Genomic DNA, 19,150 nt, shown 5'->3' with positions numbered 1-19,150 from the left:
TTTTCCGGTGCTAGAGCATTTTTATTATCACGCGCGTACATGTTTTGATGTGTAATCATAGAGAATTCAGGCAACAATTCCAAAGAAGAGTGGTCCAATTGCTGTCCAGAAACCAGTTTGGAAGTCATGATCCGAGATCGGTCGGATACAAGTAAAGATTAATTCCCAAACAAACTATAAGTTCAATAAGTCATACTAACATCCTTGTCCAGAAACGGTTCTTAAAAACAACAAAGTCATGGGGGATATTCTTCCGTTGGAATGCTTGAGGACCATTCATTCTAAACATTTGAACCTATTTCTGGATTTGTCTTTGTGGGACATGATAATGACGATTCAGTTCAGATGATGATTGACCAGCTAAGTATTCACTGACAATTGTTGCTTTAAATCTTGAAGAATATTTTGACATAGAAAAAACGCCTCACAATCATTGGTTTTTTTGTCCAACAATTATGGAGCACTTCACTGGGCGTCCCATGCTGGTTTAACTTCGTAATTCGAGTAAGCCATGAATCAAGGTTAGATCCCATAATAAATGACTTAATTGGAGTATATACAAGGACGAATATTGAACCAAGCATCCCAGCAAGGGCAATCAACCGTGTGAATAAATTACCCAAGAAGAGGTTTACCTGGTGAATAAGGCCAAGGGAAACTCCCAGCATATAGCCTAAACGGTGAAAGACAACGTAGGTAACGTTTCCAAGATTCACACTTAATTTAGCAATTATCTGGTTATAATTAACACTAAAACCAGTCATTACAATCATTAATACGTAACTACTAATAGTTAAGATTGCTCCGATCGTTAATCCTCCAGGAAAAGTTCTTAAAGGATTCTTCATACTATTGGTAGCACCGCCAAGGTTTTCCACTCCAGCATATGCGAAAATAGCGTAAATAACAAATGAAATAATTACAATTGGAGTTTGAAACAAGGGGATTGGTGAAATAAAGAATGTCTTTAAACTATGAATAGGTTGTGATGACACACCATGGTTAACAATAATTGTAATTAGACTAGCCAATATAAAAATGATCTTCATCGCAATCATAAAAGCACCAAACAAGTAATGAAAACCAAAAGTTACTTATCACTTCAGCCACATTTTTGTTTGGTGCTTAAACTTATATTTAATTTTTATCTTCTGCACTAGTGCTATTTTTTCCTAAATCATCTTCCCCAATAATCGGTAAGATAATCCGAAAGATTGACCCAGCTCCTATGGAACTTTCAAGGGCAATCGAACCATGATAACCTTCAATCAACCGTTTAGCAATTGAAAGCCCTAACCCATTGCCACCCTTTTTTCTACTTCGTGCCTTATCAACCCGGTAGAAACGATCAAAAACTTTTTTCACATCTTCAGGAGCGATTCCTTCACCAAAGTCTTGAACCCCAATTTCAACGGTGTTCATTCCCCTTGACAGAGAAATATGAACTTCCCTTCGTTCTTGTGAATACTTAATTGCGTTATCACAAAGAATTACTAATACCTGTTCTAAATGATCACGGTAAATGTTACTAATAACCGGTGAGTGAAGATCATCGTCCAACGTAAAAGTAAACTTTGGATAAAGCATTTTGAAATTATTAAACACCTGGTGAACAACATCATTAACAACTGTTCGCTGATTACGAAAATTAATTTCAACCTGCTCAGCACGACTTAAATCAAGCATTTCTTGAACCAAATTCTTCATCCGTTTAGTTTCAGCGAGGGAAGCCGCCAATGAGTCATCTAGTACATTGGGATCATCTTTTCCCCAACGTTGAAGCATTTCCAAATGTCCCTGGATAATTGCAACGGGTGTCCGAAGTTCGTGACTAACATCGCCAACAAACTGTGATTGTTGTTCGATATATCGCTGCATCCGATCAAGCATTTCATTAAACATCGCTGTTAATTCAGCTAATTCATCATTTCTCCCAGTAATTGGTACCCGAATACTCTTTGTTGGATCCTGACTAATTTCCTTCACCGTATCATGAATATCTCCTAACGGTTGCAAAAGGAAGTAGGACAAGAAATAACCTAATAACCCACTGGTCAGGACCACTAAGAGCATTGCAAAAAAGCAGACTAGCTTAAATTGATTATAACTCTTATAATAAGCATTTAACTTATTTTCAACTTGTAAGTAACCAATTACGCGATGATTATGATGAGAATAAATTGCCTGGGTACCAACCAAAACATTATGGGTAGGTCCCTTAACTTCTCTTACTTGCTTACTCCTTGAAAGTTGAACATGACTTAGGGACTCTCCGGTACTAAAAATATTCCGTTTTTGTGGATTATAGATATTAACAATTAAATGAGAGTCACTTAATTCTTGAATAATCGGTCGTCTATAACGCTGGCCACTTATAAAATTATCTCGTTCTCGATCAGGAATAATAATATTACTAATTTGTGTTCTATCCAGTGTTGTGTCACTTCGTCCTAACTGCTGGCTTATCACACTCATTCCAGAATCTAACAATTCACGTTCAGAATGTAACAGGTTCTGAGTAAAGGCACTGAATAACGACATTGCCACAATACAAAAAATTATAAATGAACCAACTGAAGTTCCTAAAGCCCACTTTAGCTTTAAGGAGAAAAATTTCTTTTGCTTCTTCGCTTTTTCCATTAGTCAATCCTAAGAACGAATAACGTATCCTGTACCCCGAACCGTTTGAATATAGCTCTTTTCGCCAGGACGATCAATTTTATTTCGAAGGTAACGAATATAAACATCAACAACGTTAGTTTCCACCTTAGAATCATACCCCCAGACCTTACTTAAAAGATCTTTTCGTGACATTACAACATTGATATTTTCCATTAGGATTAAAAGTAGTTCATATTCTCGCTTCGTAAGGTTAATAACTTCATCTCCACGACGAACTACCCGATTTTCTTTTTCAATTGTTAAATCCTTATATTGGACAGTAGTCTGGTGTTCCTTATTGCTACTATCTTCGATATTAATCCGCCGTAATAGAGCGCGAACCCGGGCTAAAAGTTCTTCAATTGCAAATGGCTTTACAATATAGTCATCTGCACCATGATCAAAGCCAGATACCCGATCAATTACAGAGTCCCGAGCCGTCATAATAATAATTGGAGTATTTTTCATTTCCCGGACTCGCCGTGCAACTTCAATTCCATTTAATTCCGGTAGCATTAAATCAAGCAAGATCAGATCAAAATCCTGATTAAGTGCTGCTTGTAAACCGGCACGTCCATCTAATTCAACATCCGTCTCATATCCCTCGTGCTTGAGTTCCATTTCAACAAACTTTGCTAAATTTTCTTCGTCCTCAATAATTAAGATTCGACTCATTGATTTCACCTACACAATTAATTGTTATTTCGTACATTAATAAAGCACAATAATTTTATCACAATTTTCTAATAAACCCTAGCGTTAATATGACAGTGTTTTAAGTTATCCATTAAATTTAAAAAAGAAAAAGACCCTTTCAGGTCCGGCGCCTAAGAAAAGGTCTTTTTTGGTTTTTAGTTGTTAGTGTTAACAACTTGCTTACCGTCGTAGTAGCCACAATTTGGACATACCATGTGTGACTTGCGAAGTTCACCACAGTTTGGGCAAGGTGCAAGACCAGGTACACTTAACTTAATGTGACCCCGACGCATACGCTTCTTAGTCTTTGAAGTCTTCCGTGCTGGAACAGCCATGTTTGACACCTCCTAAGAAATTAATTATCCACAAATGGTTGTTAACCGTCCGCTACTTTTTTTCATCCTGATCAGGAAATAGTTTTTTCAACTTAGCGAGACGTGGATCAACTTTTTTAGCATTCTGCTGATTAGCTTTATAGTCATCTTCAGTGATAACTTCCCAGCCTTTCCCGTTCGGTAATGACTTACCATTACGTTCATCATCAGAAAGAACTCGTAACGGAATTTGCTCAACAATGTTTTCAGCAACAGCTTCGTCAAAATCAATCTTCTCACCGTGCTTTAAGACAAAGATAATCTCATCATTCTCCTCGTCATCTTCATAACGAGAAAGGTGGGCTGGATCATCAATATATGTCTCAGTAAACGAAAAATTAAGCGTTAACGCTACGGGTGTTAATGATCGACTAGAAGGTACAGTCACCGTTGTCTCAACATGAGCATTAACGGTAACATCCCCCTGATCATAACTAACATATCCATCAACCTTAACTGGTTGAACAGCCAAGATGGTGTCCGGAAATGATGCCGTTAAGATCTTGTTTAAATCGAGGGTTGTTTGAATGTGTAGTGGTTCATCCGAGTAACGATGTAACTCTGCTATTGACCATTTCATCGTCATAACCTCCTAATGCAACAAGCATAATTATACTAGTCACAAAATTGCTTGTCAATGTTTTATCCTTGACACTTTTAATTCATTTCTTAACAATTACTGGTGCGTGTTTTACGTCTTGTTCAATATTAGTAAACATTTGATATAATTTTCCGGCCCGGTAGTCTAGGTTAATTAATCCGTCATGTTCACTTTGGCTAATTTTCGTTAATAGAGGATAATGAACGTTTTTCTTTATCTGGTGTAAATATTTACGTCCTTGTCCATTGAAGCCAAGCACGTGAAGATAAGGATGAGCATTCGCCTGCAAAACTTGGTCATTAGTAATCTCCATTACGGTGTACAGGCACACCCGTAGTAATCGCGAGTATGTATAACGTTTTGTTTTTACCCGTTGAATAAAACCAGCGAACGTTAATTCACGCTCCGCAGCTTCTCGATAACGATACTCCAATCCCTCTGCCATTTGATAAATCTGCTGAAGACGTTCCAACGGTGTCTGGATCAGGACGTTTCTTAATAAGGGATAAAGTCGTTCCCAAGCAGGTATGCATTTTAATTTTGTAAGTAGATCTGCAGTTTGTTCGGGAGCAACACGATCAATCGCTTCATGCTTACTAACTGCTTCACGAATTGCACTAGCACTGGCAATAGTTCCCGTAATTGTTTGGTCATGGTATTGACTTCCCAAGCGATTAATTGGGTGTAAGCGAATCGAATACCCCTTTTCAAGGTTAGCCTTATAATATGAGAAAGCTAAAATATCATTGGGATCCGTTAAACTATGGCCCGTTAAATTACTTAGTTGTCGATTAAACTGAGTAGCATAAGTTGCATTAAATTTTTCAAATTCCCGTTGACTAAAATGCTCTTCTGCTTCAACAAAGTTTGCAAAATTCCATAAAGGATGTTCTGCGCCAAAAACAATATCTGCGACCTGCAAATCATTTAATAGTTCTAATGCACCGGCTGCAAAAAGATGAGCTGGTTGTACAGCCATAAAAACAGGTAATTCAACTACCAAATCCACCCCATTTTGTAATGCTGCTTGCGTCCGTTGCCATTTATCAAGTATTGTTGGCTCACCACGTTGGGTAAAATTACCACTCATTACGGCAACTACTGCATCAGCATTGGTGATTTTTCTAGCTTGTTTAATATGGTAAATATGTCCATTATGAAAAGGATTATATTCGGTAACCAATCCAACTGCACGCATTTTACACCCTACTTCCGACACTTAAAGAACCACCGTTCGTCCTCATCAGTTGCTTTTTTCTGTCCAAAATCACTACTAATCTCAATTTGTCTAAACCCAGCTATCTTTAGTGAATCTTCTAATTCTGACATCGAATAAGCGCGTTCAAAGTGGGTTTCACTAACCCGTTGGTACTTTCCGTCGTTTAATTGATTGAAAAAAGTTAAATCATGGATCACACCATGTTCAACATCATCATCCATAAAACTGCGCCACATAAATGCCCGCTGGTGATTGTCATCCTCATAATTATACATATAACCTGGATAAACAATATCAGTTTTATAAGGGCTAATCATATCAAAAAGGAATATCCCATTAGCAGTTAGATGTTCATAAACTTGACGGAAAGTTACTTGAACCGCAGAACCATCCTCTAAATAATTTAGTGAATCAGCATAACAGGTTATTAAGTCATACTTTGGCAAGCGATTTAGCTCGCGCATGTCAGCTTCAATAAGCTCCAATTCGACACCCGCCTCATCGGCATGTTGACGTGCTAGACTTAGCATTTCAGAAGAAAAATCAGCAACCGTAACATTAACTTGCTTTTGGGCAAGCATGACGGCTAGACGTCCTGCACCTCCTGCAAGATCTAAACACTTACTTGAGATAACAGGTTGGCCCTGCTTTAACGTAAAATCAAGCCAGCGTTTATAAAGCTCTTGATCAAATAACTGATCGTATAGTTGGGCAAAGCTCTGGTAAATCATTAGTCATTAACCCATTCGTTAATATTAACCATTGGTGCATCTGCCCATAACTTTTCTAAGTTATAGAAAGCTCGTGTTTCTTCACGAAAGACGTGAACAACAACATCCCCAAGATCAATTAATACCCACTGAGCATGATTCTTTCCTTCCACGCTTCCAATACTGACTTTTTCTTCGTGAGCCTTTTCAATAATGGCGTTGGCGATTGCTTGTACTTGACGATCTGAACCACCGGTCATGATAACAAAATAATCAGCCATTGGACTAATTTGATCAACCTTTAAGGCAACAATATCTTCGGCTCGGCGACCATCACCGGCCTTAACAGCCATTTCTAATAATTTTTTACTATCCATTTAATCTATCTTCCTTTCATACTTTGGCACCCAAGCATTATAGGTTTCAATTGTCTTTGGATAAACCGGTTTACTGTTTGCCATCAAATATTGAAGGGTATGCTTAGTCTGATAAGCGACACCAGCACCAAGATCAGTGGCGGTAATTTCACGAGCCTTTTGAACCCCATCAAAATCACGAGCAGGTTCAATGTAGTCTGCCATATAAATAATTTGTTCTAGCTTACTCATGATTGCAGCGCCAGTAGTATGATGACGAACAGCGTTTAGAATATCTTCATCCCAAATTCCTAATTCATCCTTTAATAATTCTGCCCCAACAACGCCATGCCAAATTGCATTCCCGTAGTTCAATAATTCAGGAGACATCCTTTTCTTTTTAATTACTTGAACGAAAACGTCATCCGGTCGTTGCTTTGCATAATCGTGGCACAAGCCAGCAATACTAGCTTTTTCTAAATCCACTCCATTAGCCTTAGCAAGTTCAATGGCTATTTTCTCTACCCGTAATACATGATTAAATCTCTTTGGCCGCAATGCTAAATGCAAACGTTGAACTAATTCATCTCGTGTTAATGGAATATAGTGTTTTTGATATGTAATTACTTCTTCACTCATAATAAAGTCGATGCTCCTTTATAAATTGTTCAACTTTTGGAGGAACCATATACTTGATTGATTGTCCTGTAGAAACTCGGTGGCGAATATCCGTTGAGCTAAAGGCAACTGTTGGAACATCAACCCAAATTACAGGATAATTTGTTTCATTTTTGGCCCCCTGACGTCGAACACCAACGAAATGAAATCGGGGTAGTTTAACCAAATCATTAATCCGGTACCACTTTGGCAAGTAATCCACCATATCACCACCAATAATAAAGTAGTATTCCATTAGGGGATTCTTATCTAAAAGATGTTTCATTGTATCATAGGTATAGCTAACACCACCGCGTTCAAGTTCAGTTAGCTCAATTCCAAAATGTGGGTTACTCTCAATTGCCAGTTTCAACATTTCAACCCGTTTTTGAGCATCAATTGCCCTTTTTTTATCAATATGTGGCGGAATAAAATCAGGCATAAAATCAACCCGATTTAAACATAATAAGGATTGAACCTGATCAGCAACTAATAGGTGAGCATTATGAATCGGGTTAAATGTTCCCCCATATAACCCCACTCGTTGTCGTTGCTGACTATGAATTAATTTTGCTTGGGGCTCAGTAACTGTTTCTGTATTAGTTAAAATTCCACATTGTTGCAAAAGTCTCCACCCCAATTAGATCTTTTTTACCCTTGAAGATAATTCTCGAGCATCCTTATTCTTTGATTCCTTAAAAAGTATCAGAACACGACCGATGATCTGAACAACTTGAATTTCGGTTTGACTTTCAATAAAGTGCTGAACCTCTTTCGTGGTAACGTCAGCATTTTGCAGAATATTTACCTTAATTAATTCTCGGCGATCCAATGCTCCATCTAATTGATCAACCCAATTTTGAGTTAACCCTTCCTTACCAACTGAAAAGATTGGCTGAAGATGGTTTGCATGTGCTCTTAAAAATCGTTTTTGCTTTCCTCTTAATTCCATTTTGTACCTCTTTATTAAATCATTGCACGACGAACCAAACTTGAAACACCTTTTGGTACCCAAGCAGCAACTGCTGTTCCAGCTGGAACGGTAATCCACCCTAACCCTTCAAATACAACATCACTCTTCTCTGTTAAATGGAATGCTTGACGTTCTAGTGGTGGAAAATCAGATAATTCATCTTTCATTGGTGGTGTCAATAATTCACCATTATGTTTCTCGTAAAAACGATCAGCATTAATTAGCTTCGTCCTATGTAAAGGAAGATTATTATCAAAATAAGCACTTATTCCTGTATGAGGGCCCGCTAGATAATCAAACCGGGCTACACCACCCATAAAAATTGTTTGGCCCGGATCTAATTGGTAAGTTCGTGGCTTAATTTCCTTTTGGGGTGAAACATATTTCAAATCTTTAGCTGATAAAACATGTGCCATTTGGTGTTGGTGAATAATACCGGGAGTATCAATTAACTTTTGACCATCATCAAGTGGAATTTCAATCCGGTCTAATGTTGTTCCCGGAAAACGGGAGGTCGTAATTAGTTCCTTAATTCCCGTTCGTTGCTTAATGATCTGATTAATCAATGTCGACTTCCCAACATTTGTTACACCGACAAAATAAACATCACGCCCTTGACGGTACTTATCAATTAATCCTAACAAATGATCAATTTGATGGTTCTTCTTTGCCGAAACAAGAATGGTATCAATTGGGCGCAAGCCAGCTAAATTGGCCTGTTGTCGTAACCAATCACGTAATTTTGAACGTCTTAATGAGCGTGGGAGCAAGTCTTCCTTATTGCCCACAAGTAAAACAGGATTAGAACCAACAAACCGGTGAAGTCCTGGAATAATACTCCCGTTAAAGTCAAAGATATCAACTACATAAACAATTAAGGCATCGTCATCACGGATCTGACCAAGAAGACGAAGAAAATCATCATCGCTTAAGGAGACTGGAGCAATTTCATTATAATGCCGAAGTCTAAAACAACGTTGACAATATAATTCATTACTCTCTAAACCCTTCTCTAGTGCCGATTGTGGTGTATACCCTAGCTCAGTTGGATCTGTTGTTTGGATCTTTGCCCCACAACCAATACACCGTAAATCACCAAGATTTTGCTTCTCTTCAGTCATTCAAATCCTCCTGCCATTTTAAATCTGGATAATGACGGTGTAACCTCCGCCATACATACTTTTCTAAGAACCTATTCATTCTAGTCGTCCACTTATCTGTCTCAACAATTGGCTTAACCAAAATACTCCGAACTCCAGCTTGATGAGCAGCCAGCATATCCGTCATTAGTTGGTCACCAACCATCACAACCTCATCCTTAGACAAGCCTAACTTCTTTCGTGCCCGAGTAATTCCAAAGCTTAATGGTTTCAACGAACGGGACATGAATGGTAAATTCAAAACTTTAACAGCCTTTGCTACCCGTTCTTTACTATTATTTGAAATCACAATCAATGGGACCCCAGCTTCTTCTAACTCTGACATCCACTGATGCAATTCTGGTGTTCCTTCTGGATTATTCCAAGCAATTAAAGTATTATCTAAATCACTAAAAACAGCATGAATACCATGAGCCTTTAATTGTTCAGGAGAAACTGAATAAATACTCTCTACCATCCATGTTGGTTTAAACTCTTCTAACAACGTTGTACCTCTCAAATCATTACTATCATTCTAATTATAACGATTGTTTCGCTTATCTGCTACTTTTTAATATCTTGATAACAAGAGAAAATAAAAAAGCAACGATCCACTGGCTGCTCACCAATGATCGTTGCTTCATTTTAAAAACTCTTAGTTAAGAGCTTTTTTTGCTTCATCAACGATTGCCTTAAATGCTTCAGCATCGTTAACAGCCAAATCAGCTAACATCTTCCGATTGATGTCAATGTTAGCTAACTTCAAACCGTGCATTAACTTGCTGTAGCTAATATCATTCATACGTGCAGCAGCGTTAATCCGGGCAATCCAAAGTTCACGGAACTTACGCTTATTAACCTTCCGGTCGCGGAAAGCATAAGTGTAGCTCTTCATTACTTGATCCTTAGCTGTCTTAAATAGACGGTGCTTTGAACCACGGTAACCCTTTGCTAATTTCATAATGCGCTTACGACGTGCGCGCGTAACAGTTCCACCTTTAACTCGCATGTTGAATTCCTCCTACGTGTTTTTTCTTAATTCGAACGAAGTTTACTTAAATGGTAATAACTTCTTGTAACGTTTTACGTTGGTCTTGTCCATCATGCTCAAGCCACGTAATTGACGACGTTGCTTCTTGGTCTTACCGTGGAAACGGTGGCTGGTGAATGAGTTTGCACTCTTGAATCCACCATTAGCAGTACGCTTAAAACGCTTTGCAGCGGCACGGTTAGTCTTCATCTTTGGCATAAGAAAAATTCCCTACTTTCTTAAATTAATTTTTTGCTTTATCAGCAGCTGGAGCAAGAGTTAAGAAAATACTCCGCCCTTCCATTTTTGGTCGTTGTACAACTGTTGCAATGTCCTCAGTTTCTTTGGCCATTCTTTCAATCATGTCACGACCGATATCCTTATGTGTGATAGCACGACCACGGAATCGTAAGGAAACACGAACCTTATCGCCTTTTTCAATAAATTTACGAACTCGCTTTAACTTAACATTAAAGTCGTTTGTATCGATTGAAGGACTCAACCGAATTTCCTTAACCGTTACAGTCTTTTGCTTCTTTCGAGCTTCACGCTCTTTCTTTTGCATTTCGTAACGGTACTTTCCGTAATCCATGATCCGGGCAACAGCTGGCCGAGCCTTTGGAGCGACCAGAACTAAATCAAGGTTAGCATCTTCAGCTAATTGTAAAGCCTCACGCTTCGACTTGATTCCTAATTGTTCACCATCTTGACCAATAAGCCGTACTTCACGAGCACGAATACCGTTATTGACAATCATATCTTGAGCTATGGCAACGCACCTCCAATTTTATTAGCGAAAGATCAAGCAAAAAAAGCGGAGTGCAACCTACACCCCGCTAATAATAAACAATCCCGAAATTGTTTTTATTTAACTCGTCAGCCCGGCAATCCTTATCACCTAGGCGAGAAGCGGGCGCTCCTGCTTTTTCTTTCAACGCTATCTAGAATACTAAAGCATTCATCCAATGTCAAGGAAAAGCAATAAATCTATTCAGATTTTTATCCTTTTTCCCGTAAGTTAGCTCCCGCCATTTCGTATTCACGTGAAAGAAACTTGATCCGCTCCATAAGCCGACTTGCCTTGACTGGTTCAGAATCTCCACGAACGTTTACTGCCAGATGATCTTGAAGTTCTGCCATTGAAAAATTAGAACTAAAAAATGTGGGTAATTCCTCTTGCATTCGGTATTCTAAAATCACACCAAGAATGTCATCCCGAGCCCAGGTGGTCATCGCGTCAGCACCAATATCATCAAGAACCAATATCGGGGCTTTCTTTACAGCGTCTAGTTTTTGTCCCAAGTTATTATTCTTAATTGAATTACGCATTTCAACTACAAAACTTGGAAAATGCATCATTGTAGTCGCAACACCCTTTTGTCGCGCAATTTCATTAGCAATTGCCCCCAAAAGATAAGTTTTTCCAACCCCAAAACGACCGTAAAGATATAATCCCGGACGAAAATCACTTGCAGAATACTGTTCAACAAAATCCAAAGCAGCGTTCAAAGCCGCGTTTCGTGTTTCAGTTTGATGAGTATCATCAATATAAAAGTGATCAAACGATGCATTACGAATAAACTTCGGCATATTAATTGATGATACTAGCCGTTTAATATGAGCTTGGTGTTGTTGCTCAATTAACTTTTTAGTTGGAACGTACGTCACATCAATTTGCCCTGCATTAATAACTAATTGGGGAGAATAACCAGGAGCTACTGTCGCCGTTCCTTTACTAACCAACTGCTTTTCATGATAATATTCATAAAGTTTAGCTTCGCCACGATCAATCGCTTGTGGTGAAAGATTCTGAGCATTTTTCTTCAGGAATGCGGCAATTTCTGGATCCTTAAGTACCTGACTCATCATTTGCCTATAGGCAGGTTCAAAATTCTGCTGCTTCATAATTTCACTCATCGTTTTGCTTAATGATTTCATTTACCCTCATCCCCTTTCCTTTTTCCGTCTCGCCAACCGCTGACGAAGCTTATTCAACTGTTCTGGTGTCGATTTTTCACTCTTCTTTTCGTCCTCTTTAGTCCAAGAGGGCATCTTCTCGCGAACAGTTGTGGTCCGTTGACGGTAATAGTTTGACGAACGTTTTGAGAGTTGTTGTGTTTTCTTGTTATTAAAATGATGAATATGTTCCAGAGCTTCTTCAGCTGTTGCTACCCCTGCACGCATCCAATTATTAGCAATTGTGTTAACATAGTTTGCCTGAAGGGTTGAGCGCTCGAGTGATGCAATTACGTACCAAGAAAGAATATTCACCACTCCTGCATCTAGCTGCTGTTCTTGTATCAAACTCCGGATTATTGTCCGTTCACCCGAAGTTACAAAGCCCCCCATTTGTTGCTTTAATTGTTGGAGAAAAGTAATCGGGGCATAATACTTACAAGTTTCAATCAATTGCTGCTCTTCTTGAGAAAAGTTTGCTGATAGTTTTGTCATTTTTCCTGCCCCAACACCTTTTTTGCCGGTTTTTTTTGCATCGACCCGATACTTTTCGGCAATAATTTTTTTAAGTCTTCGTGGCTGAATTTTATTTGTTGCTAGGTCTGTTGACTGGGTAAGTAATCGTGCCATTGTTGGTTCATCTATTCCATAGAGTTGGTGTTCAACTTGGATTAATTCTCGGTTAGTATTTAAATCAGTTTCAGTAATTGGTTGGTTGCTTAGTAATTGGACTAAGGTTGGCCAATCAAAATCAATGGAGGCTATTTTTTTCACTGGTCGTTTTTCGTCCACTAGTGATTTACGGGCAGAACTAATCTCTGTCGGCAAATGAGTTATTTTCTGTTCATCAACATGAAAAACATCAAAGAAATTATGCGTAACTTCTTTTAAAGAAGAGCTAGTCCCTTCCAAAGTGTATCGTTTTGCATACTTTCCTAATTCAATAAAACGACTTTCACCAACAGCATCCAAGAGTAATACACTTAAAAGATTGTCATTAATAAATTCAGTTGGCGTGATCGTTGGTTGAAGTTCATATACAAATAACTCACCAAGTTGGTCTGCTTGATTAAAAGTTCGTAACATTCCAACAGCTTCTAATCGCTGAATTGCTTCAGCTGCATCATGGCGACCTGCATTTAATTGAATCAACAATTGTGATTGCAACTGCCGTTCACTAATCACTGGTCTTTTATTCATTTGTGAATGTAGCGCGTGAAACATTGCATAAGAAGTCGGGCCTAAAATGGGCTGGTAAAAAAGTTCAAAAACATTCTCATCAAAGTTTGACCACCGATAGCTAGCAGTAACAATATATCCAGCACTTGGATCAAATATTGATTTAGCTTCAGTCATTTTGACCTCGTTCTCCTTTACTTTTTATCATTACTTTTCATCATTGATTCAAGCTCGTTCATGAAGGCATCAACATCCTTAAACTGCCGATAAACACTCGCAAAGCGTATATAAGCAATCTCGTCAACGTCCTTTAATTCTTGCATGACAAATTTACCAATAACCTGACTAGAAACCTCATTCTCACCAAGACTACGAATTTCCTTTTCAATCTTATCAGTTACCTTTGTTAAACGTTCCATGCTGACAGGCCGCTTTTCTGCTGATCTAACAATCCCATTCAAGATCTTTTGTCGGCTAAATTCCTGCCGCGTCCCATCCTTTTTGATTACTAACAATGGAGTTTCTTCATACCGTTCAAAGGTAGTAAACCTGAAGCCACAGTGAATACACTCACGACGGCGTCTAATAAAAGTTCCGTCTTCACTTGGTCGACTGTCTACAACACGTGAGCCATTTTTATGACAGTGGGGACAACGCAATTCCCTTCCTCCTTACTTACTCACAAATAAGTTTCTCTTTATCATAACTTATGATGACGCATTTGATCAATCAAGTTGGCAACCTGACGTTCTAATTCATCCCTGTTACCACTATTATTAATTACAATATCTGCCCGCTTCTCTTTCTTTGCTAACGACATTTGTGAATTAATTCGTTGTTCTGCATCAAACTTTGAATAACCATTTCGGTGCATCAAACGCTGAAGTTGCGTTTGTCGATCAACTGTTACCACTATAATTAAATCACAGTCGTTAGCATAGTTTGCTTCAAATAGTAATGGAACATCCAAAATAACATACGGGAGCTGTTGCTTTCGATAATGCTTTACTTGCCGCCAAATCTCATCATAAATCAAAGGCTGCATCACTATATTTAATTTATTCAGTTTCTCTTGATCATTAAAAACAATGGATCCTAAAGTATACCGATTTAATGTTTGATCAGGATTAAGGATTTGTTCACCAAACACTGTAACTAATTGTTCCAGGCCTTTTGAATGAGCAGCTTGTAACCGACGGGTGATTTGATCTGCATCGACTATGGGATAGCCACTTAATCTTAATAGGTTACTAACAGTTGATTTACCACTTGCAATTCCTCCCGTCAGTCCAATTATCTTAGTCATTTTCATTCTCCAATAACGGCTGACAGTGGGGACAAAAGGTTGTTCCACGTTGGTTAACTTTAATCTTAACCATTTTCGTTCCACAACGCGGACAGCGATCACCACTGCGACCATACGCATTTAATTGTTCTTGAAAAGCACCTGCATCACCAAATGCATTTTTAAATGAATGGACTGTTGTTCCCTTATATTTAGTTGCAGTTGCTAATTCTTTAATAATATTATCGCGAAGGATTTGGATTTGATTCTTCGTTAAAGTATTAGCTGGCTGTTCAGGATTTATTTCACTCATCCAAAGAACTTCATCAACATAGATATTGCCTAGTCCAGCAACATGCCGTTGGTTAAGCAAAAACGGTTTTATTTTTCCGTGACTACGCCGTAAGATCTTTTCGAAGTAGTCAAGCTTAAAATCTGTGGTAGTTGGTTCAGGACCGATCGTTTTCAAACCACCAACTGTCATTTCCTCGCCAGTTTTTACTAACGTCATTCGACCAAACTTTCGGGTATCCCGATAACAAAGCTCCGTTCCGTCAGTAAATTTAAAAACGACATGAGTATGTTTATCAATTGAGGCATTTATAGGCTGAGTATAATAGCTTCCCTCCATCCGTAAATGAGAAACCATTGTTAAATTATTACTAAAACGAAAGAGCAAGTATTTACCGCGACGATCAATTGTTTGGATAGTCTGCCCAATTAATGATTGGCGAAACTCTTCAATATCATTAGTAATCGTTTTACCATAATGAACATCAATCCCATTTATTTTTCGGCCAGCTGCAATCTTTAGCAAGCCACGACGAACGGTTTCAACTTCCGGTAATTCAGGCATTTTAACTCCCCCTACTTTTTCAAATCATACCAAGTATCACCATATTTACTATCAACCTTTAAGGGAACAGCAAGTTTCACAGCTGAATCCATTACATCTGGCACCAATCTACTCAATACCGAAATTTCTTCCTTGGGTGCCTCAAAGACCAATTCGTCATGAATTTGAAGTAACATTTTGGCCTTTAAATGGTGCTTTTCAAGCTCGTCCTGCATTCTAATCATTGCAATCTTAATGATATCTGCAGCACTTCCCTGAATAGGTGTATTCATTGCCGTTCTTTCAGCAAATGATCGGCGACTAAAATTCTTCGCATTAATGTCTGGTAAATAGCGACGACGATGAGTGATCGTTTCAACATAGCCATTTTTACGAGCAAACTCAATTGTGTCATGTATGTAGTCCTTTACTTTAGGAAATTCCTTAAAGTAACTTTGGATAAACTCGTGTGCCTGACTCCTGCTCACATGGATACGTTGAGCCAATCCATAGTCACTAATTCCGTAAACAATCCCAAAGTTAACCGCCTTGGCACGCCGTCGCATATCCCGATCAATTCTTTCTTCAGGCTTTAAATGAAAGATTCGGCGAGCAGTACTTGCGTGAATATCTTCACCATTTTTAAAGTCCTCCTGGAGGTTATGGTCACCTGTAATATGAGCCAGAACGCGCAACTCAACTTGTGAATAATCGGAGGAGAAGATTTGCCATCCATCATAACTAGGGACAAATGCTCGACGAATTTGCCGTCCCTCAGGTAACCGAACCGGGATGTTTTGTAAGTTTGGATCAACGGATGATAATCGTCCTGTTTGGGTCAAGGTCTGAAGATAGCGAGTATGAATTTTCTGGTCGCTAGAATGGATTACCTTCAACAATCCCTTAATATACGTTGATTGTAACTTTGAAATTTGTCGATATTGAAGAATATTTTCAACGATTGGTGCTTGCGGAGCTAACTTTTCAAGAACATCAACAGCCGTTGAATAGCCAGTTTTGGTCTTCTTAATTACGGGTAACTTTAATTTTTCAAAGAGAATTTGTCCAAGTTGCTTTGTAGAATTAACATTAAATTCTTCACCGGCTTCCTGATAAATTTGTTCCTTAATTTCAGCTAAGCGCTCAGTTAACTTACTTCCCATATCTTTTAACGTTTGTGCATTAACATGCACACCGGTAATTTCCATCTTTGCCAACACATGAGCTAGTGGTAATTCAATATCAGTATAAAGTGGTAATTGTTCATTCTCATCTAATTGCTTAAATAATGAGGAACGTAATTTTTCGATTGCCCGTGCTTTATTAGCAAGGTGTTTAAAAAATATCTCATCATTAGGAATTGCCCGTTTAACCCCCTTGCCATAAACTTCCTCATCAGTTTGTACATCGGCATATTCATGCTCCTGGGCAAGTTTCCCTAGATCATTACTATTATCATTGGTATTCAAAAGGTAGGATGCTAAAAGCAAGTCAAAGTCAATTCCCTTTAACTCAATTCCGAGACGATTCAAACCAACAATTTGCGCCTTGGCATTAAAGACATCTTTCTTAATAGCCGAATCAGCGAGCCATTCTCGAACTTGCTTCGTCTTCAACAACTCTGAATCACGACTTACTAACCATTGTTTCCCGTTACCAATAACAAACCCAGCAAATGGTGAAGTATGGTAATTGGCATCCGGCATTTCCAAGTAAAAGCTTCCTCGATCGCCTAATTGTGACACAAGCTCCAGATTATTAGCAGTCAATTCTGTATATTTAATTGGGGCAATTTCGACTTCCTGTTCATCTGACAGAACATCCAGCTTCTTTAAAAAAGAACGAAAATCCATTTTCTGGTAAAAATCAATTAACTTTTCTGTCTGGGGACCATTATAATTCAGATCTGCTAATTTAATATCAATTGGTGCATCACGCAAAATTGTTGCCAACGTTTTGCATTGCCGAGCAATAGCTTCTTCTTCAACAAGATGTTCCTTCATTTTGCTCTTTTTCAGTTGATCGATATTTTCATAAATACCCTCAACAGAGCCAAATTGCTTCACCAACTTAATTGCCGTTTTTTCACCAATTTTAGTAACACCAGGATAATTATCCGAACTATCTCCCATTAGTGCCTTCATATCAATAATTTGAGTTGGTGTAATCCCTAGTTTCTCCTTCACATGTTCAGGCGTATAATGTTCAGTATCGGTAACCCCCTTGTGGGTAACGGCAACGGTAGTGTGATTACTTGCTAATTGAGTTAAATCACGATCTCCTGTGACAATTAAGGTTTCATAGCCGGCTTCATCTCCTTCTTTCGCAAGAGTACCAATAATATCGTCAGCTTCATAATCCTTTAATTCGTAAGTATGCAAACCGCTATCTCTTACTAATTCACGAACATAGGGGAACTGTTCAGTTAGTTCTTCTGGAGTTTTATTTCGTCCGCCCTTATAATCGGCATACATTTTGGTTCGAAAGGTAACTTTCCCAGCATCAAAGGCTACCAAAGCTGCATCTGGATGGAAATTTTCCAAGACATGATCAAGCATTAACTTAAAACCATAAATTGCTGCAGTATGTAAGCCATCCTTATTAGTAAACTTATCAATCTGGTTATGCATCGCAAAAAATGCCCGAAAAACAATGCTGTTACCGTCAATCAATAATAATTGCTTTGCCATTTAATTACCGCTCCTTCTTTTATTCTTAATAATTGTACCAAAAATTAGATGCCACCGTTAGTTTATCGTTCGTGGTGTCAAGAATACTATAAGGAGCCTTATCATCAAAGAAGGGATCTTTTGTATAAACTACTTAATATTCACCACGCTGAAGAAGCACGCCTCTTTGCAATCATCATGACCTTTTGCGGTGGCTTTCTTGATGCATTTACCTATATTCAATGCGGTCATACACTTGCTGCAGCACAGACAGGGAATATCGTTTTTCTCGCAGCTGCCCTTGTTAACCATAATCTTACCGGAATCATCGATCGTTGTGGAGCAATTATTCTTTATATTATTGGAATCATTATTGCAATTTATTTTAAACACCATCTCAAATATTGGCGAATCTTCTGTCTTGTTCCTATCTTACTAATTGGTATCCTAATTGGCGTAATGCCGGAAGATTTTCCAACTTACCTATCCGTCGGCCTAGTTTCCTTTGGCCTCGCATTAGTGAATACTGCTTTTAGTAAAGTTGAAGGTTCAGGTTACAGTAGCGTATTTACAACCGGTAATATCAAAAAGTCAGTAGTTTCGGGAATGGAATATGTCTACCACCATAATAAAAGTGACTTAGGAATTGCCTATAACTACTTTATAATTGTTTTGGCATTTACCTTAGGTGCAATTGCATCAGCGATTATCCAGCCGTTCACCCGAATGAAAACAATTTTGGTAGCGGTCGTGATTATATTAATAACTGATATTTTTTACTATTATCAAAAAAGTCGTGAGCATTAATGA

23 protein-coding genes and 1 other annotated feature are annotated in these 19,150 nt (G+C 38.4%); of the genes, 1 reads left to right on the top strand and 22 read right to left on the bottom strand.

Annotation, left to right across the window (positions count from 1 at the left end; genetic code table 11):
* Window positions 1-386: 386 nt before the first annotated feature.
* The 22 genes from H5R64_RS07995 to polA all read right to left on the bottom strand — a co-directional run bounded on the left by H5R64_RS07995 (window position 387) and on the right by polA (window position 18,361).
* Window positions 387-1,031: an APC family permease gene (locus H5R64_RS07995; protein WP_182581630.1), complete on the bottom strand. Its 645-nt coding sequence runs from the start codon at window positions 1,029-1,031 to the stop codon at window positions 387-389.
* Between the two features lie 106 nt (window positions 1,032-1,137).
* Window positions 1,138-2,640: a HAMP domain-containing sensor histidine kinase gene (locus tag H5R64_RS07990; protein WP_182581631.1), complete on the bottom strand. Its 1,503-nt coding sequence runs from the start codon at window positions 2,638-2,640 to the stop codon at window positions 1,138-1,140.
* Window positions 2,641-2,649: 9 nt separating this feature from the next.
* On the bottom strand, window positions 2,650-3,336 hold the full coding sequence (locus H5R64_RS07985; protein ID WP_182581632.1) for a response regulator transcription factor: 687 nt from the start codon (window positions 3,334-3,336) through the stop codon (window positions 2,650-2,652).
* 176 nt (window positions 3,337-3,512) lie between these two features.
* A complete protein-coding gene (rpmF, locus tag H5R64_RS07980) occupies window positions 3,513-3,692 on the bottom strand; it encodes a 50S ribosomal protein L32 (protein WP_182581633.1) in 180 nt (59 codons plus the stop codon).
* A gap of 52 nt (window positions 3,693-3,744) precedes the next feature.
* Window positions 3,745-4,311, bottom strand: a complete 567-nt coding sequence (locus H5R64_RS07975) for a YceD family protein (RefSeq protein WP_182581634.1) — start codon at window positions 4,309-4,311, stop codon at window positions 3,745-3,747.
* A gap of 82 nt (window positions 4,312-4,393) precedes the next feature.
* Window positions 4,394-5,530 (bottom strand): nucleotidyltransferase, encoded by a 1,137-nt coding sequence (locus tag H5R64_RS07970; RefSeq protein ID WP_182581635.1) that lies wholly within the window; start codon window positions 5,528-5,530, stop codon window positions 4,394-4,396.
* Window positions 5,531-5,538: 8 nt separating this feature from the next.
* On the bottom strand, window positions 5,539-6,282 hold the full coding sequence (locus H5R64_RS07965) for a class I SAM-dependent DNA methyltransferase (RefSeq protein ID WP_182581636.1): 744 nt from the start codon (window positions 6,280-6,282) through the stop codon (window positions 5,539-5,541).
* On the bottom strand, window positions 6,282-6,638 hold the full coding sequence (gene rsfS / locus H5R64_RS07960) for a ribosome silencing factor (RefSeq protein ID WP_182581637.1): 357 nt from the start codon (window positions 6,636-6,638) through the stop codon (window positions 6,282-6,284). Before rsfS ends, H5R64_RS07965 begins: the two co-directional genes overlap by 1 nt.
* Entirely contained in the window at window positions 6,639-7,256 is a 618-nt protein-coding gene (gene yqeK, locus H5R64_RS07955) for a bis(5'-nucleosyl)-tetraphosphatase (symmetrical) YqeK (RefSeq protein ID WP_182581638.1), read from the bottom strand. It lies immediately after the preceding gene.
* Window positions 7,249-7,884, bottom strand: a complete 636-nt coding sequence (locus tag H5R64_RS07950) for a nicotinate-nucleotide adenylyltransferase (RefSeq protein WP_372456597.1) — start codon at window positions 7,882-7,884, stop codon at window positions 7,249-7,251. The genes yqeK and H5R64_RS07950 overlap by 8 nt, the downstream gene beginning before the upstream one ends.
* A gap of 30 nt (window positions 7,885-7,914) precedes the next feature.
* Window positions 7,915-8,226: a ribosome assembly RNA-binding protein YhbY gene (yhbY, locus tag H5R64_RS07945; protein ID WP_182581640.1), complete on the bottom strand. Its 312-nt coding sequence runs from the start codon at window positions 8,224-8,226 to the stop codon at window positions 7,915-7,917.
* Between the two features lie 14 nt (window positions 8,227-8,240).
* Window positions 8,241-9,368, bottom strand: coding sequence for a ribosome biogenesis GTPase YqeH (gene yqeH / locus H5R64_RS07940; RefSeq protein ID WP_182581641.1), 1,128 nt, complete (start codon window positions 9,366-9,368; stop codon window positions 8,241-8,243).
* Window positions 9,361-9,906 carry a YqeG family HAD IIIA-type phosphatase gene (locus H5R64_RS07935; RefSeq protein ID WP_267905316.1) on the bottom strand — a complete coding sequence of 182 codons (546 nt, stop codon included), beginning with the start codon at window positions 9,904-9,906 and terminating at the stop codon, window positions 9,361-9,363. Before H5R64_RS07935 ends, yqeH begins: the two co-directional genes overlap by 8 nt.
* A gap of 135 nt (window positions 9,907-10,041) precedes the next feature.
* Window positions 10,042-10,395, bottom strand: coding sequence for a 50S ribosomal protein L20 (gene rplT, locus H5R64_RS07930; RefSeq protein ID WP_003717274.1), 354 nt, complete (start codon window positions 10,393-10,395; stop codon window positions 10,042-10,044).
* Window positions 10,396-10,437: 42 nt separating this feature from the next.
* The gene (gene rpmI, locus H5R64_RS07925) at window positions 10,438-10,635 is read right to left on the bottom strand and encodes a 50S ribosomal protein L35 (RefSeq protein WP_182581643.1); all 198 of its coding nucleotides are present in this window, start codon (window positions 10,633-10,635) and stop codon (window positions 10,438-10,440) included.
* Between the two features lie 25 nt (window positions 10,636-10,660).
* Complete coding sequence (gene infC / locus H5R64_RS07920) at window positions 10,661-11,173, bottom strand: translation initiation factor IF-3 (protein ID WP_003717273.1); 513 nt, start codon at window positions 11,171-11,173, stop codon at window positions 10,661-10,663.
* A 43-nt stretch (window positions 11,174-11,216) separates the two neighbouring features.
* Window positions 11,217-11,347 (bottom strand) — a sequence feature (ribosomal protein L20 leader region).
* Between the two features lie 68 nt (window positions 11,348-11,415).
* Window positions 11,416-12,354 carry a primosomal protein DnaI gene (gene dnaI, locus H5R64_RS07915; protein ID WP_182581644.1) on the bottom strand — a complete coding sequence of 313 codons (939 nt, stop codon included), beginning with the start codon at window positions 12,352-12,354 and terminating at the stop codon, window positions 11,416-11,418.
* 6 nt (window positions 12,355-12,360) lie between these two features.
* A complete protein-coding gene (locus tag H5R64_RS07910) occupies window positions 12,361-13,728 on the bottom strand; it encodes a replication initiation and membrane attachment family protein (protein WP_182581645.1) in 1,368 nt (455 codons plus the stop codon).
* Window positions 13,729-13,745: 17 nt separating this feature from the next.
* Window positions 13,746-14,210 carry a transcriptional regulator NrdR gene (gene nrdR / locus H5R64_RS07905; RefSeq protein WP_182581646.1) on the bottom strand — a complete coding sequence of 155 codons (465 nt, stop codon included), beginning with the start codon at window positions 14,208-14,210 and terminating at the stop codon, window positions 13,746-13,748.
* A gap of 41 nt (window positions 14,211-14,251) precedes the next feature.
* Window positions 14,252-14,857, bottom strand: coding sequence for a dephospho-CoA kinase (coaE, locus tag H5R64_RS07900; RefSeq protein WP_182581647.1), 606 nt, complete (start codon window positions 14,855-14,857; stop codon window positions 14,252-14,254).
* Entirely contained in the window at window positions 14,850-15,692 is an 843-nt protein-coding gene (gene mutM, locus H5R64_RS07895; protein WP_182581648.1) for a bifunctional DNA-formamidopyrimidine glycosylase/DNA-(apurinic or apyrimidinic site) lyase, read from the bottom strand. Before mutM ends, coaE begins: the two co-directional genes overlap by 8 nt.
* Before the next feature lie 11 nt (window positions 15,693-15,703).
* A complete protein-coding gene (gene polA / locus H5R64_RS07890; protein ID WP_182581649.1) occupies window positions 15,704-18,361 on the bottom strand; it encodes a DNA polymerase I in 2,658 nt (885 codons plus the stop codon).
* Window positions 18,362-18,481: 120 nt separating this feature from the next.
* Here polA and H5R64_RS07885 point away from each other — a divergent pair, with 120 nt between their 5' ends.
* Entirely contained in the window at window positions 18,482-19,147 is a 666-nt protein-coding gene (locus H5R64_RS07885) for a YoaK family protein (RefSeq protein ID WP_231797919.1), read from the top strand.
* The last annotated feature ends 3 nt before the right edge of the window (window positions 19,148-19,150 follow it).

The sequence above is a fragment of the Limosilactobacillus fastidiosus genome (genome assembly GCF_014145505.1).
GTDB lineage: Bacteria > Bacillota > Bacilli > Lactobacillales > Lactobacillaceae > Limosilactobacillus > Limosilactobacillus fastidiosus.
Note: the sequence above shows the minus strand (reverse complement) of the source record. Positions and strands in the feature narration are given on the sequence as shown.